This window comes from Bacillus sp. FSL R5-0560 (assembly GCF_037966305.1).
Lineage (GTDB): Bacteria > Bacillota > Bacilli > Bacillales > Bacillaceae > Bacillus > Bacillus mojavensis.
On the sequence record NZ_CP150195.1, the window covers coordinates 709,314 to 725,635 of the forward strand.

At 46.2% G+C, this 16,322-nt stretch carries 3 protein-coding genes; all 3 read left to right on the plus strand.

The window, feature by feature from the left end:
• Positions 1-13: 13 nt before the first annotated feature.
• From NST56_RS03605 to NST56_RS03615, 3 genes are read left to right on the plus strand one after another with little or no spacing between them, the layout of a single operon-like run.
• Positions 14-9,112 (plus strand): amino acid adenylation domain-containing protein, encoded by a 9,099-nt coding sequence (locus tag NST56_RS03605; protein ID WP_339180029.1) that lies wholly within the window; start codon positions 14-16, stop codon positions 9,110-9,112.
• 20 nt (positions 9,113-9,132) lie between these two features.
• On the plus strand, positions 9,133-11,805 hold the full coding sequence (locus NST56_RS03610; protein ID WP_339180031.1) for a non-ribosomal peptide synthetase: 2,673 nt from the start codon (positions 9,133-9,135) through the stop codon (positions 11,803-11,805).
• Positions 11,798-16,321, plus strand: a complete 4,524-nt coding sequence (locus tag NST56_RS03615; protein WP_339180032.1) for a type I polyketide synthase — start codon at positions 11,798-11,800, stop codon at positions 16,319-16,321. The genes NST56_RS03610 and NST56_RS03615 overlap by 8 nt, the downstream gene beginning before the upstream one ends.
• Position 16,322 lies beyond the last annotated feature (1 nt).

Consider the following 16,322-nt stretch of genomic DNA (forward strand, 5'->3'; position numbering starts at 1 on the left):
TGGAGAGGATTCTGTGAGTGAGCAAATGAAAAAAATAGATAAAAAAAATATAGCCAACATACTCGGGCTGACAGCCATTCAGGAAGGGATGCTTTTTCACCATTTAATGGAGCCGGAAGGAAACGCCTATTTTGAACAAATGCTCATAAAAATGGAAAGCGAACCGGAGCATACTCTTTTTGAAAAGGCATGGCAGCAAACGGTTCAGCAAAATGAAATGCTTCGGACGGTGTTCAGATGGAAGGAAACATCGAAGCCGATTCAAATTGTATTAAAGCATCATAAAATAGATATTCGGTACCAGAACCTCCTATTCAAGCAAGGTATTTCCCAAGAGAAGCTGAAGGAGGAGCTTGCGGCGCATGACCGAAAAGAGCCGTTTCAGCTTCAAGAAGTGCCATTCCGCGTCACGTTGTATCAAACAGGAGAGGATTCCAGTTGGATGATGATCAGCTTTCATCATATCTTGATGGATGGCTGGAGCATGGGAATTGTCCTCAAAGAGTGGCTGGAAGCATATCAAGCGTTATCAAAGGGACAGTCACCTGTTATTTCGCAAAAACCATCCTATCAAGCTTTTGTGAAATGGCAGCAGGCACAGCAGCATAAAACGAAAGACAGTCAGGCAGCATTTTGGAAAGAATTATTGAAAGGCTGGGAGCCCGTGCAACTGTTGCCGAATACAGAAAGGCCGGGCAACCGAAACGCCATGTTTTCCAAACACGAGATCAAGCTCCCGGCTTCAGAAGGAAAGGCTCTGCGGGCATTTGCTTCTGAACAGCAAGTTACGCTTGCTTCAATTATATACACTGTATGGGGATTGCTTCTGATGAAGTATTCTGATCAAGAAGAAGTGGTCTTTGGGACAACTGTTTCAGGAAGAAATGCTGATGTGCCGGGGATTCAACAGATGACAGGACTGTTTATCAACACGCTCCCGCTGCGTCTTCGCTTTATGCCTCAATCCACACCTTTAGATGTGATTCAGCTGGCACATGAACAGACTGCTAGGAGAAGTGAATATGAGCATACGCCACTGTCTGATTTAAAAACATATGCGGGGCTGACTGCTGAACAATCATTGTTCGACTCGATTGTTGTAATTGAAAACTATCCGCTTGATCAAATGCTTAAGTCACGCGACCATCCTCTGACAATCGAACAATATGATATGTTCGAACAGACTGAATTTGATTTGACATTGAGTGTACAGGCTTTTGATGAACATATTCATTTCTCATTTATATATCATCCCGATGTCATGTCGGCTGCTCAAATGAATAGGCTGGGGCAGCATTTTATCAATCTGTTATGGGAAGTCATTGAGCATCCGGCGGAAAGATCCATCCATCGCCTCAATATGCTTTCAAAAGATGAAATACATTATCAGCTAGAAGAATTTTGTAACTATAAAGGCATGACCGAAAACGACCAACCAACTGTTATAGATTTGTTTGAGCAGCAGGCGGAAAAGACGCCCGACGCTCTGGCTGTGACGTTTCGCTCAGAAGGCCTGACTTACGATCAATTGAATAAAAAAGTGAATCAGCTCGCCCGCTTTTTAGAAAAGCAGGGTGTCAAACCTGCACAAAGAGTCGGTATTATAACAGAACATTCAATTGAAATGGTGATCGCTTGTCTATCTGTTTTAAAAGCAGGCGGCGCTTATGTTCCGATTGATCCCGATTATCCTGCAGAAAGAATTGAATATCTTCTTCAGGACAGCGGAGTAAAACTGCTGTTAACACAAGATATTGAGGGCCTGGTTTACTCGTACGATGGTCTAAAAGTAGATATTACCGACCAAAAGCTTTATCAGGGGAACGACAGCAATCTGGTGAAGCATTACAGCTCGAAGGACATTGCGTATTGTATATATACCTCTGGAACAACAGGCAGGCCAAAAGGGGTGCTTGTTAAGCATCTAGGTCTTGAAAATTATATTTCCTGGGCCGCCGAACAATATGTAAGAGGGGAAAAAAGAGATTTCGCCCTTTATACATCTTTGTCGTTTGATTTAACGGTGACCTCTATCTTTACCCCGCTTGCGACCGGAAACGCAATTATTGTGTATCAGGATAAAAACAAGCAGCTTCTTGTGGAACAGATTTTGAAGGATAATCGCGCCCACGTCATGAAATTGACCCCTTCCCATCTGCATTTCATTTCCGAGCTGCCGTTTCAAAACAGTGCGATGAAATGCCTGATACTGGGGGGAGAGCAATTAGAAACGTCCTTGGCTGCAAAAATTGAAGAAAACTTCAATGGACAAATTGAGATCTTTAATGAATACGGTCCAACGGAAACGGTGGTGGGCTGTATGATTCACCGTTACACCTCTGTTCGGGATAAAGATCTATATGTGCCGATTGGACGTCCTGCCGCACACACCGATATATACATTCTTGATTCAAACTTGAATCTGCTGCCGCAAGGGGCGGAAGGCGAATTATATATCGGTGGAAAAGGAGTAGCAGCAGGCTACTTGGGGCGGGAGGAACTGACTGCTGAGCGCTTTGTGGTACATCCCTTTAAACCGGGTGAAACCTTATATAAAACAGGAGATGCCGCCCGTTTTTTACCGGATGGAACGATTCAGTTCTTAGGCAGAAACGATGACCAGATCAAGCTTAGGGGGTATCGGATTGAGAGCGGTGAAATTGAGCACTGGCTTTGCCGGTACGGACGGGTAAAAGCGGCATCGGCCGTTGTAAAAAAGGACGCGTCCCAGACACCGTGCCTGGCTGCCTATCTTTTTACTGACGAGACGATTGATGAAAAACAGCTGCGCGCTTTCTTACGCCAGCATTTACCTGAATATATGATTCCATCTCACTTTATTGTGCTGAGTGAGATGCCGCTTACAGCAAACGGAAAACTGGATAAAAAAGCATTGCCTGAACTTACAAAAGAGACAGAACGGAAGGCGATTGCGCCATCATCTGCTTCTGAAATAGAAAAGATGGTACTGGAGATTTGGCGGCATGTGCTTGGTAAAGACAGTATCAATATACAGGACAAGTTTTTTGAAATTGGCGGCACTTCTCTGCATCTGATTCAGGTCAATCAGCAGCTTTCTAAGAAAACGGGAAGAAGTATTCCGATGGTTGAGATGTTCCGGCGTCCTACAGTTCAGTCTCTTGCAGATTTTTTGTCAGCTCCTGATGAAAAGCAGCGAGAAAACAAAACACCAATAATATCAAAGAAAAGTGCTCCATCAGATGAAAGCATCGCCATCATCGGCATGGCCGGCCGTTTTCCCGGAGCCGAAAACATAGATGAGTTTTGGCGCAACCTGCAAAACGGCAAGGAATCCATCTCCTTTTTCAGTGATGAAGAACTGCTTGCGGCAGGCATTGATGAACAAACATTTACCAGAACTGATTATGTAAGAGCGAAAGGAATCATTGAAGGCCCCGATTTATTTGATGCATCTTTCTTCGGCTATTCACCGGGACAGGCGGAGGTTATGGACCCGCAAATCCGCCTTCTTCATGAATACGCGTGGAAGACGCTGGAGGATGCAGGCTGTGTTTCCGCTGATTATGAAGGGAAAATTGGTTTGTTTACAGGGACAACTTCAAATTTTCAATGGCTTCAGCATTTCGCAGATTCACTGGATGGCCAGATGTCAGAGCTATTTGAAATTGGTTCTTTAAATGATACCTATACGATCAGCACAAGGGTTGCTCATAAGCTCAATTTAAAAGGTCCTGCTATCACGCTTCAGACAGCATGCTCAACTTCCTTGGTTGCGCTGCATTTGGCCTGCAAGTCTGTGCTGAATGGTGAATCAGATGTTGCGCTGGCAGGAGGTGTGTCTATTCTTCATCCGGTTACTTCCGGATATATCTACCAAGAGAATATGGTGAAATCGCCGGATGGCCATTGTCGCGCCTTTGATAAAGACGCCAAAGGCACCGTAGGCGGCGATGGCGTCGGATTTGTCGCAGTGAAATCATTGAGCCGCGCTTTAGCCGAGGGGGACCGCATTTATGCGGTGGTAAAAGGATCTGCGGTCAACAATGACGGTGATCAAAAGGTAGGATTCAATGCACCGAGTGTGGAAGGCCAGACACAGGTGATAAGAGATGCGATTGCTGACGCTGGCATTGAGCCGGAAACGATCAGTTATATAGAAACCCACGGGACGGGAACAGCTCTCGGAGACCCAATTGAAATTGAAGCTTTGACTAAAGCATTTCAAACGAATAAGACAGCCTTTTGCCGGATTGGATCGGTAAAAACAAATATAGGCCATCTTGATGCGGCAGCCGGTGCAGCGGGTCTCATCAAAACAGTTCTGTCTCTAAAGCATCATCAACTTGTTCCGAGCCTTCATTTTAAAGAGGCTAATCCGAATATTAATTTTAAAAACAGTCCTTTCCTGGTGAATGACAAGCTCCAAATGTGGGAGAAGGCAAATACCCCAAGACGCGCCGGAGTGAGTTCGTTTGGTATGGGAGGCACCAACGCCCATGTGATTTTGGAAGAAGCGCCTGTCAGTGAACGTGAAGAACATCCGCGTGCATATCAGCTGTTTCCTCTTTCGGCCAAAACGATGAATGCTCTTGAAAAAACAAAAGACCATCTGCTCGAGCAGATGGAAAGGAATCCGGAGCTTAATGCCGCTGACGCCGCTTATACGCTGCAGGCCGGAAGACAGCACTTTGATTATCGGCAAATGTTTGTGGCAAAGGACAGACATGATGTCATCCGTTTGCTTTCTGAGAAGAAGGACAGGGGACTCAGCCGAATGTCACGGATTCAGGAAAAGCAGGATAAAAAATTAATCTTTATGTTTACAGGGCAGGGCAGTCAATATGTCAACATGGGCCGGGATCTGTACAGGGAGGAGCCGTTTTTCAAAGAAACGATGGATCGCTGTTTTCATGAATTTTATGAAACGACCGGAGAAAGGCTTGAAGATTTTCTTTATCCCGATCAGGAGCATGAAGACTCTGCCGTGAAAAAACTTCAAGAGACGAAGTATGCCCAGCCGGCTATTTTTGCGCTGGAATATGCGCTGTCACTTCTGCTTATGAAGTGGGGACTCCGTCCATGGGCAATGATTGGCTACAGCTTCGGTGAACTAACTGCTGCCGCAGTATCCGGAGTATTTACACTAAGTGATGCCATCAAGCTGATCAGCTTACGGGGACATGTGATGCAAGAGGCGCCTGCAGGCACAATGCTGAGTGTGCCACTGCCGGAGGAAGAACTGAAGGCCATTCTGCCTGATCATATTTCATTGGCTGTTGTGAATGACGCTTCCTGCATTGTGTCGGGGCTTGAGCAAGACATTGCTGTATTTGAAGAACAATTGAAAGCCAAAAAAGTGCTTTGCATGAGAGTAAAAGGATCAATAGCTGCTCATTCGCAGGTTATGAAATCCGCTGCTGAACGATTTGGGCAAACGGCTAAGCACATTGCTTACGAAAAGCCTGGTATACCTTTCTTTTCGAACTTAACCGGGGATTGGATTGCGGATGAGGAAGCAGCGGATTATGAATATTGGAAGAGGCACATGACTGAGACCGTGCGCTTTGCCGAAGGAATTGCCGTGTTATCGAAGCAGGAAAATGCCATCTTTATCGAAATCGGCCCGGGGCAGGATTTAAGTGTGCTGGTAAAAAGATCGATTAAGGATGAGCTCCGTCAGCATGCTTGCAATGTGCTGAAGAACAGCAAGCAGAGTATGTCGGATGTTCAGTTTTTACTCAGCAGAATCGGAACGATGTGGATGTATGGCGCGAACATTGAGTGGCACAGTCTTCACGAGGGCCGAAATCCTCGGAAGATCTCTATGCCTCACTATCCTTTTGAAAAGGAATCGTATTGGTATAAACGGAGTCATATCGCCGCCCAGAAAGGCAAACAGCATTCAGGGGGCAAGCTTCCGCTTCAGGAGTGGTTCTATCTGCCACAATGGGAGAAAGAAATCCTGGCAATTTCTCCCGAGATCGAAGCGGTGGAAGAAACTTTGCTAGTTTTTATGGAGGACAGTGATTTTTGCCATAAGCTTATTCGCGATCTCCAATCATCCTATGACTCTTGTGTCATCATTCAAAAAGGGCATCAATACCAGCAGGTTGAAAAAGGCGTTTACACGCTTCGCCCTGATTCAGCGGAAGATTACAGCCGTCTCTTTGAAGTGTTTGAGAAGGATAACATCCGATACAGCCGGATTTTGCATCTCTGGGGGCTTGCGGAGAAGGATGAATCCGCAGACACTTCCGAGTGGATTGAGCAAATGCAAACTTATTCCTATTATTCCCTGCTTTACTTGGGCCAGGCGTTGAAAAAGAAAGGAACAGAGCAGGAAATTTCAATCTTTGCACTATCATCTCTTACGTATCAGCTTGGCGGAGAAGATACGCTGTATCCAGAGAAAGCCATACATCTAGGGCCTAGTATGGTCATATCTCAGGAAACACCGTTCCTTCGCTATAGAGTGATTGATATAGACAGTCAGAAAGAGGGATCCTGGAAAGAAGACAAGCTGCTCGAGCTCATCAAATCAGAGCTGATGACAGAGTCTGGGAATCTCTTAACGGTTTACAGAAATAACAAGAGATACACCCGGAATTTTATTCGAACAGCCGTGCCTTCTGAATCATCAGGGGGACACCTTCGTCCCGGCGGCGTATACCTGCTGATTGGCGGGCTGGGTTTTATCGGTTTAAATGCAGCAAAAACGATTGCTGAGAAAACCCAAGGAAAACTCATTTTGACGAGCCGTTCAGGCCTTCCGCCACGGAGTGAATGGGAGTCCTTGATTAGCACGTATGCTGAGGATGATCCAACGGTTAAAAAAATAAAGTCGGTATATGAGATAGAAGAAGCCGGTGCAGAAGTGACCGTGGCTGCTGTGGATGCAAGCTGTGAAGCCGATATGACTGAATTGGTTCAAATGGCCGAGCGTAAGTATGGTTCGATCCATGGTGTCATCTATGCGGCTGGTGTAACGGGCGAACGGTCATTCAGGATGATGGAACAAACGGATAAAAGTTTCTCAAATGCTCATTTTCAAGCAAAAATGACGGGTGTTGCAGTTTTGGAAAAAGCTCTGGCACATCGTCCGCTTGATTTCTGTTTTTTGATTTCATCTTTATCGCCGATATTGGGAGGACTTGGATTTACCGCCTATACTGCAGTAAACCAGTTTGTCGATGCCTTTGTATATGATCATAATTCACGGCATCCGGTTCAGTGGACAGCTCTAAATTTGGACGGCTGGGAATTTGAAGACGGCAAAAAGCCGGATATACCTATTGGAGGGGATTTAGAGAATACGCTGATCCGCGCACAAGAAGGTCGAGAGGTCTTCGAAAGAATTTTCACGTTTGAGCACACGGATCAGATTGTGGTGTCTGCCACGGATCTGCAGGAAAGGATACAAAAATATGTAAATCGTCTGCAGCAGCCTAACGGTGAAGAGCAAGAGGACGTTTCGCTGTACGGCCGGCCAGAACTTACCGCTGAATATGCTGAGCCGGTGACTGATATCGAGAAAAAACTTCTTGTTCATTGGCAGTCGTTTTTCAAGATTGATCAAATCGGCATAGACGATGATTTCTTTGAAATGGGCGGGGATTCGTTAAAAGCGATTACTTTCATTTCTGTTATTCATCAAGCGTTTCATGTCGAAATTGCACTGCCGGATTTCTTTAAGATTCCGACGATTAGGCAAATGGCCGATTTTATCAGCCGAGCCGAAAAGAAAATGTACAAAAAGATAGAAAAAGCTGCAAAACGGGGTTATTATTCCCTGTCTTCAGCGCAAAAGCGGCTTTATCTAGTTCAGCAGTTTGATAAAACAAGTACTGGCTACAATGAGTTCACAGCGGGCCGGATTGCAGGAAAGCTTGAGATGAAAAAGCTTGAGCATGTATTCAGGCAATTGATCTTGCGGCACGAGAGTTTAAGAACATCCTTTGAAGCGGTAGACGGCGTTCCAATGCAGTGCATAGCTGAGCATGCGGAATTCCATGCAGACTTTTTTGACTTATCACATACGGCAGATGAGGAAGTGCGGAAGCAAAAAGAACAAGAAGTCATCAGCGGCTTCTTAAAGCCGTTCCAGCTTGATCAGGCTCCGCTTATGAGAGCGGGGGTTATTAAGAATAACGATAATGAGTATATTCTGATGCTTGATATGCACCATATTATTTCTGACGGTTTATCTCAGGATATCTTAGTCAGCGAGTTTATGGATCTGTATGACGGTAAGGAGCTTGCGCCGCTGGAGCTGCAGTATAAAGATTTCTCAGAATGGCAGAATCAGATGCTTCAGTCTGATGATTTGAATGAAGTGAAAACATATTGGCTGAAGCGGCTTGACGGTTTTCGTGAGCTTCAGCTGCCGGCTGATTATCAAAGACCTGATGTTAAAAGCTTTGCAGGCGCTCATTACCGATTTCATATCAGCGGAGAAGAGCTTGAGGCGTTTAAAGCGATAATGGCTGATGAAGACGCCACGTTGTTTATGGGACTTTTAGCAATCTATCAAGTCCTGCTGCACAAGCTCACCGGACAGTCTGACATTGTGGTAGGAGTTCCTGTTGCAGGGAGAAGGCAGGAGGAACTGCAGCGGATCATCGGTATATTTGTAAATATGCTCCCACTTCGGTTTTATCCCGAAAAAGAAATGACGTTCACTCAATTCCTGCAACATGTAAAGCAGCTGGTCATTGATGATTTTGACCATCAGGATTATCAGTATGAACATATGGTTCAAGACTTGAAGTTAGATAGGAAGCTAAACCGGAATCACATTTTTGATACCGTTTTTGCCCTCCAGAATTTAAGTCAGCCTGCTTTAGAGGTAGATGGGATCACATTGACCGATTATGAGTATGAAACAGCGGTCTCTCGCTTTGACTTGCTGTGGATCGCATCAGAAGACAAAAACGGTTTATCTTCTGTCATTGAATACAGCACCGAACTGTTTACAAGAGAAACCATCGAAAGCATTGCGAAAGGGATTAAAGAGGTGCTGTCAGCCGGAAGCGCGTGTAAGCAAACCGCTCTCAGAGATATAGAACTGGCTTCAGGCATCAATGATTTAGAAGAAGTATCGTTGCTGGAACTAGACGATCTGAAAATCTAGCAGAAATAGGTGAATATAGAATGAATCAAACCGATGTCTTTCAATTGAAAACTGCAGCTCTTGAAAAAGTGAAGGAGCGGCAATATTGGACGGCTGCATTATCTCATATCCCGACGGACTGCCGTTTTCCTTATCATTCACAGCACCTTGACCAAAAAGGTGAAGAAGCTTCATTAACTTTCACATTTCCGCCTCAGCTGGAAAAGGCCATCTTAAAGGCAGCCGGAGCATCGGATTTGCGTCTGTTTATCATTTTTATGACTACAGTGGTCACACTGCTGCATCGGTACACCGGAAGGACGGATATCATAACGGCGGCTCCTGTACTGAAGCAGCGGGAAACGCAGCCGATAATCAATGATCTTCTTCCGCTGCTGGTGAAAACAGATCCTTCTATGAGTTTCAGAGACTGCCTTGAGCGGGTGAAACAGGCTTTTCAACAAGCGCATGCCCATCAAAATTATCCTGTGAAAATCCTGTTGGATGAGCTTCATCCTTTGCATAAAAAGGGGGAGCCCCGCTTCGGGATTTCCCTTGCAGTGGCTGGCCTTCAGCAGCCTGCGTCATTGAAAGAGATGGACACCGATTTATTGATTTCCATCCAGCGTGATGAAGGGATATTGACTGGTAAGGTGAGCTGGAATTTGAAGCATTACACATTTGAAACTGCTGAACGGATAGCGGGACATTTTTGCACGCTGACAGAGCAGGCAATGTCAGCACCAGAGACACTCATCTCTGAGCTGCAATTTCTTTCTCAAGAAGAGAGAGAGCAAATCACCACCGCTTTTAATCAAACAGATCAGCCATATCCGAAAAATAAATCCATTGTCGACCTTTTCAAAGAACAGGCCGATCGCAAGCCGGATCAGCCTGCGATTGTTTATGAAGATGTCAGCTTCACATACCGTGAGGCAGATGAATTGTCAGACCGAATCGCGGCTTTTTTGATAAAAGAAGGTGTTCGCCATGAGGAGCCTGTGGGGCTGATGGTCGATCGCTCGGCTGAAATGGTGATTGGCATATTGGGCATTTTGAAAGCTGGCTGTCCCTATCTGCCTCTAGATGTGAATCTTCCGTCTGAGCGGATGGAATATATGCTGAAAAACAGCGGTTCGCTTTTAGTGATCACGAATGAAGACACTGCCAATTCTGCTGACCGGCAAAACAGATTGTTTATAGAGGAGATGCTGAAATTCGATCAGGCAGCGGAGCAGGAGCGTCAGCCGTCTCCTGAAGACCTCGCTTACGTGCTGTATACATCCGGGACAACTGGCAAACCGAAAGGCGTGATGGTTGAGCACCGTCAAGTCGTCAATTTGGTGTCTGGCCTGGACGGCATTCATTTTCAGCCGCTTTCACAAGTGCACCTCCGCATAGGAATGCTTGCGTCACATATTTTTGATGCTTCGGTGCAAACGCTGTTTCCCGCGCTGCTTCTCGGGCACACCTTATATATTGCACCGGATCATGCGAGGATGGATGGAAAAGGGCTGTGGTCATTTTATGAAGAGAATCACATTCATATTTCAGACGCAACGCCATCCCATTTACGCCTTATGATCAAAGCGGCTGATGAGAATGAGCCGCATCACGTTGAAGAGCTGAAGTTAATATTGGCAGGTGGCGAAGTCCTACCGCCCCAATTGGTTCAGCAATTTTTACAAACGTTTCGAGCTGACAAGCCAGTGATGACAAATAATTACGGACCGACGGAATGCGCGGTACAGTCAGCCGCTTTTATCATTCCCGAGTCTTGGAAGGAAGCAGCTGTGCCGATCGGCAGGCCGATGCCGAATGAGCAGATTTTTATTTTAGATCACTGCGGCCAGCCTGTGCCGATCGGCGTGTACGGAGAATTATGCATTGCAGGCGACGGGGTGGCTAGAGGATATATCAACCAGCCTGAGCTGACGGCTAAAAAGTTTACAGTACCGCAATATATTCCTGCCAGCAAGCTTTATCGTACCGGTGACTTAGCGAGATGGCGGTCTGACGGATTGATCGAATTTTTCGGCAGATACGATGATCAAGTGAAAATCAGAGGATTCAGAGTGGAACTTGATGAGATTAGGCAGACACTGCTAGATTACCGCGAGTCCGGACAAATCATTCATGATGCTGTGGTCATTCCAGTTCGGAAGGAATCAAATGATCAGTTTCTTGTGGCGTATCTGATTTCCGATCAAAAGCTGAAAACTCGAAAAATGAGAGGGTTTTTAGCATCAAAGCTGCCCGGTTATATGATCCCGAGACGGTTCATTCGGGTGGAATCATTTCCGATGAACCTGTCGGGAAAGCTCGATCTTCAGGCGCTCCCTGATCCAACGGAAGAGCCTGAATCGCTCGAGAAAGTCATAAAACCGCACAATGAAACCGAGAAAAAATTAGTTTCAATTTTTGCCGAGATTTTGAATATCCCTGAATCTGATATCAGCATGGAGGATAACTTTTTTGATATCGGCGGAAACTCATTTCATATCGTTGAACTATCGAACAAAATGAAAGAGCAGTTCGGGCAGGAGTTATCAGTTATTCAACTGTTCCAATACACTTCCGTATCGGCAATAGCAGCCCAGCTCAGCCGGCAAGTGGAGCCTGAGAATTCTGCAGCAGATGCTGAGGGGGCGGAAGAGGCAGCGGAAGATTTAGAAAATGTCGTACAACTGTTAGGCGGGAACTCTGATGAGTAAAACAACAGGCTTAGAAATAGCTATTATTGGAATGGCGTGCCGTTTCCCAGGTGCCAGAAATATTGAGGAGTTTTGGGAGAACCTCAAAACAGGCACGGAGTCGATTACGTTTTTCTCAAAAGAAGAACTGATGGAAGCTGGTGTTCCTGAAGAACAACTGGATCATAAGGATTACGTCAGAGCCAAAGGAAAAGTGGACAGGCATGACCATTTCGATGCGGCGTTTTTCGGCTACTCGCAGCGGGAGGCTGAGGTGATGGACCCGCAAGTGCGAATGTTTCATGAAGTCACATGGGAATCGCTTGAAAACGCGGGCTACAATCCGGAAAACTATTCGCAGCCTATCGGCTTATTCGGCGCGGCTTCTGCAAATTTGTACTGGCAGGCAAGCTCAATGCTGTTGAGAAGCAGCAGTTCTTCTGAGCAGTTTGCAGCAGTCCAGTTGACGGATAAGGATTTTATGAATACGCAAGTTTCCTACAAATTAAATTTAAAAGGACCGAGCATCGCAGTGGATACAGCCTGTTCTTCCTCTCTCACCGCTGTGCATCTCGCATCCAGGGCTTTGCTTACTGGCGACTGTAAAATGGCGCTCGCCGGCGGAGTGACGGTGACTTGTCCCCACAAAAAAGGCTATATGTATCAAGAAGGGATGATTATGTCGCCGGACGGCCACTGCCGTACCTTTGACGCAGAAGCAAAAGGGACGGTCGGCGGTGAAGGCTGCGGTGTCGTCGTGTTGAAAACCTTAAAGCAGGCGCTGAAGGATCAAGATCATATTTACGCTGTCATTAAAGGATCAGCCTATAATAATGACGGTAGCCGGAAAGTTGGCTTTACCGCCCCGAGTATCGAAGGGCAGGCGGATGTCATTAAAAAAGCGCTGAATATCAGCCGAGTAGAGCCTGAAAGCATTTCTTATATCGAAGCACACGGCACGGGCACCTCTCTTGGGGACCCTGTTGAAATAGAGGCGCTCAAACAAGCGTTTCAAACCGATAAAAAACAGTACTGCGCAATAGGGTCAGTTAAAACAAATATCGGTCACTTGGATTCAGCCGCTGGAATTGCGGGGTTGATTAAAACGGCGCTTAGTCTCAAAGCGAGAACCCTGCCGCCAAGCCTTCATTATCAAAAGCCAAATCCGAAAATTGATTTTGAAAACAGCCCTTTTTATGTCAGCGCATCAGCAAAAAAATGGACAACATCTGCCCAGGTACTCCGGGCGGGGGTCAGTTCCTTCGGTATCGGCGGCACGAATGTTCATGTCGTTATGGAGGAGCCGCCGCTAAAGGAACGATGTTATAAAGATCAGGAAGAGTCACTCATGCTTGTATCTGCCCGATCTCAAAAAGCCGCGGTGAAGGCTGTCGATCAGGTGAAGCAATTTATAAAAGAGAACAAAGAGGTGCCCCTTCAGGACATTTCGTACACACTGCAGGAGGGCCGCCAGCTTTTTCAGTACCGCCAGGCTTTTACGGCAGGTCCTTTAGGGATAACAAGCGGAATGTCAAAGCCTTCTCTGGCGCTGGAGAAGCCGGCTGTCGTTTTTATGTTTTCCGGACAAGGCTCCCAATATGTCAATATGGGGAAACAGCTGTTTGATACGGAGCATATATTTCATGAGGAGTTGCAACGCTGTTTTACCATTCTCCAATCAGAGGAAGGAATCAATATAAGCAGCGTGATGTTTCCAGCTGATGAAGCAGAAAGCGCAGAAGCTGAAAGGCTTATCCATCAAACATCGTATACGCAGCCGATTCTGTTTTCTTTTGAATATGCGCTGGCGTCCCTCTTAATCAAAAAGGGGCTTAAGCCGCAGTACATGATCGGCCACAGTATAGGGGAAATAGCGGCAGCCTGCCTGTCCGGCGTTTGTTCATTAGAAGACGCCCTCCATATGGTGGCGGTGAGAGGCCGGCTGATGCAGGATATGCCCGAGGGAGAAATGCTAAGTGTCGCCCTGCCTTGCAGAGAGACAGAGATGGAATTGACGGCGGGAGTTGAGCTGTCGGCTTCAAACAGCTCGGGTTTATCGGTTGTATCGGGGCGAAGAGAGCCGATTAATGCCCTTGCCGCCAGCCTGCAGAAAAAAGGAGTGGCGATTCAGCATTTAAAAACGTCTCATGCGTTCCATTCAAGCATGATGGACCCGGCGGCATCCCGTTTTGTTGATTGTCTTCAAGATATGGAATTACAAGCAAACGGCATCCCCTTTATTTCGAATGTGACAGGTGATTGGATAAAAGGGGAGCAGGCGGCAGATCCGCATTATTGGGCCTCTCATATTATGAAAAAGGTTGACTTTGATTCAGGGCTGAATACACTGCTGCAAATGGACAACGTTGTATTTGTCGAAATCGGACCGGGGAATACATTAACGCAATTTGTAAGAAAGCATAAGAGCTTCACTGATCGGCATGCCGCTGTAAACATCATCAGGCATCCGAAGGAAGCATCGTCTGACCGGACATATCTGTTAAATAGCATCGGTAAGATTTGGGCGCATGGTACAAGCTTCAGCTGGGAGCATTTTCGCCAAGATGACTCATACGAAAGAGTACCGCTTCCGACGTATCCTTTTGAGCATCAAATATTTCCCGATCCGCAACCGTCTCAAGGCAGTATGGAGGAAAAGATCAAAAAAGAATTAAAACTAAGTGCTACATCGGATGAACAGCAGCTTCCTTTTGATAAATGGTTTTCCATCCCAATCTGGGAAAGAACAGAACCGGCTATCAAGTCAAGAACCCACAAAGGAAAGCAGATACTCATTTTTGAACAAAACAGTAATGTCAGCCAATATCTCTTAAAACAGCAAGCGGAAGCAGTGTCTGTCCTGCCGGGTGATCGCTTTGCAGAAATAGACAGAAACACGTTTACAGTAAATCATCGTGAAACCTCTCATCTGCAAAAACTTCTGGATGAGCTGAAAATAAGGGGATTTGTCCCTGATGAAATCCTCTGCATGTGGATGCAGGATTCTGATCACTGTGATGCGGACATCGCGGAACACACATTAGCCGGTTATCTTCCTCTTCTTGATCTTGTCCGGTTGCTGGCAGAGAGTAATAAAAGAATGAACATCACCGCTGTGACAAATCAGGCGCATGATGTGACGGGAATGGAAGAGCTTCAGCCCCACCAGGCCGCACTCACAGGAGTCTGTCTGACCATTCCTCAAGAGTATAAGCAAATCAGCTGCAAAACCGTCGATCTTTGTCCGAATCCGCGGCACGGTCAATCAGGCTGGGCTGAAATCATTTCTTATGAACTGACTAAAGAAGATGATCAGCCAGTGGTGGCTTATCGAGGAAACAGCAGGTGGATTCGGCGGGCGAAGCAGGCGGTCAAACAAGATGAGATGGATATGACGGACACTCTCAGGTACAAAGGTGTTTATTTCATTACAGGAGGCCTCGGCGGGATCGGATTATCGCTTGCATCATATTTAGCCGAAAAGGTTCAAGCAAAACTGGTGCTGCTAAGCCGAACAAGCCTGCAAGATATGGAAGAAGCCGAAAACGGCACGGCTGAATCCAGAAAACTCAAAGCAGTGGCTGAGCTTGAGAAGCTGGGATCTGAGGTGCTGGTATTGCAGGCGGACGTTTCAGACGAGGCAGAGCTTCAAAACGCTTTGCAAAAGGCAGAATACCGGTTCGGGCAAGACATTCATGGTGTTATTCATGCAGCGGGCGTTCCCGATGGTAAAGTGATTCAAGCAAGGACACCAGACGATGAGTGGCATATGGCAAAAGCCAAAATCGCAGGAACTGCTCTGTTAAGAAAAGCATTTAGAGACAAACATCCGGACTTCTTTCTGCTTTGTTCCTCTTTGGTTTCGTTTTTAGGAGCAGGAGGCCAGGTCGGCTATGCAGCAGCAAATGCATTTTTGGACAGTTTTGCACATGCATGCAGAAAAGAAGGCGAAAACATGATAGCGGTCAACTGGGACCGCTGGGAACAAGTAGGGATGTCGCATGAATCGGAAACGGCAGCCATCCTTTCGAAAATAGTGAACACAGATGAGCAAAACAAAGGAATCCTGCCGGCTCTAGGCGCAAATGCGTTTAGGAAAGCTTTGCAGCTGAACTATCCGCAAGTGCTGATTTCACTGCAGGACGTACACAAACGAATAGAAGACAGCTATGTGAAAAAGGGTGGACAAAACGCAGAGCCTGTACTGACGAAAGAGCGCTTGGACACTCTTGAAGAAAGACTGATGGATATCTTCAAAGATTATTTTCATTCCGAGACTGATGTAAATATAAATTTCTTTGAATTAGGGGCTTCTTCACTTGATCTTCTTCAAGTAAGCGGCAGGATCAAAGCTGAACTTGGCGTGGATATCCCGGTTGTGATGATGTACAGCCACCCGACGGTTGCAGCGCTAACCCAAGCCGTCAAATCTCAGCAAAGCGGTGATGAATTGCACAAAAAAGGAATAGAGCCAGATCGCCAAAAAGTCATAAATGAAGGGAAAAACCGGCGAAAACAGCGAATGAGACGAAAATAGA

What these genes read in the sequence shown, in the direction of transcription:
- NST56_RS03610 (WP_339180031.1), top strand. Translation starts at nt 9,133, where the DNA reads ATGAATCAAACCGATGTCTTTCAATTGAAAACTGCAGCTCTTGAAAAA.
- NST56_RS03615 (WP_339180032.1), top strand. Translation starts at nt 11,798, where the DNA reads ATGAGTAAAACAACAGGCTTAGAAATAGCTATTATTGGAATGGCGTGC.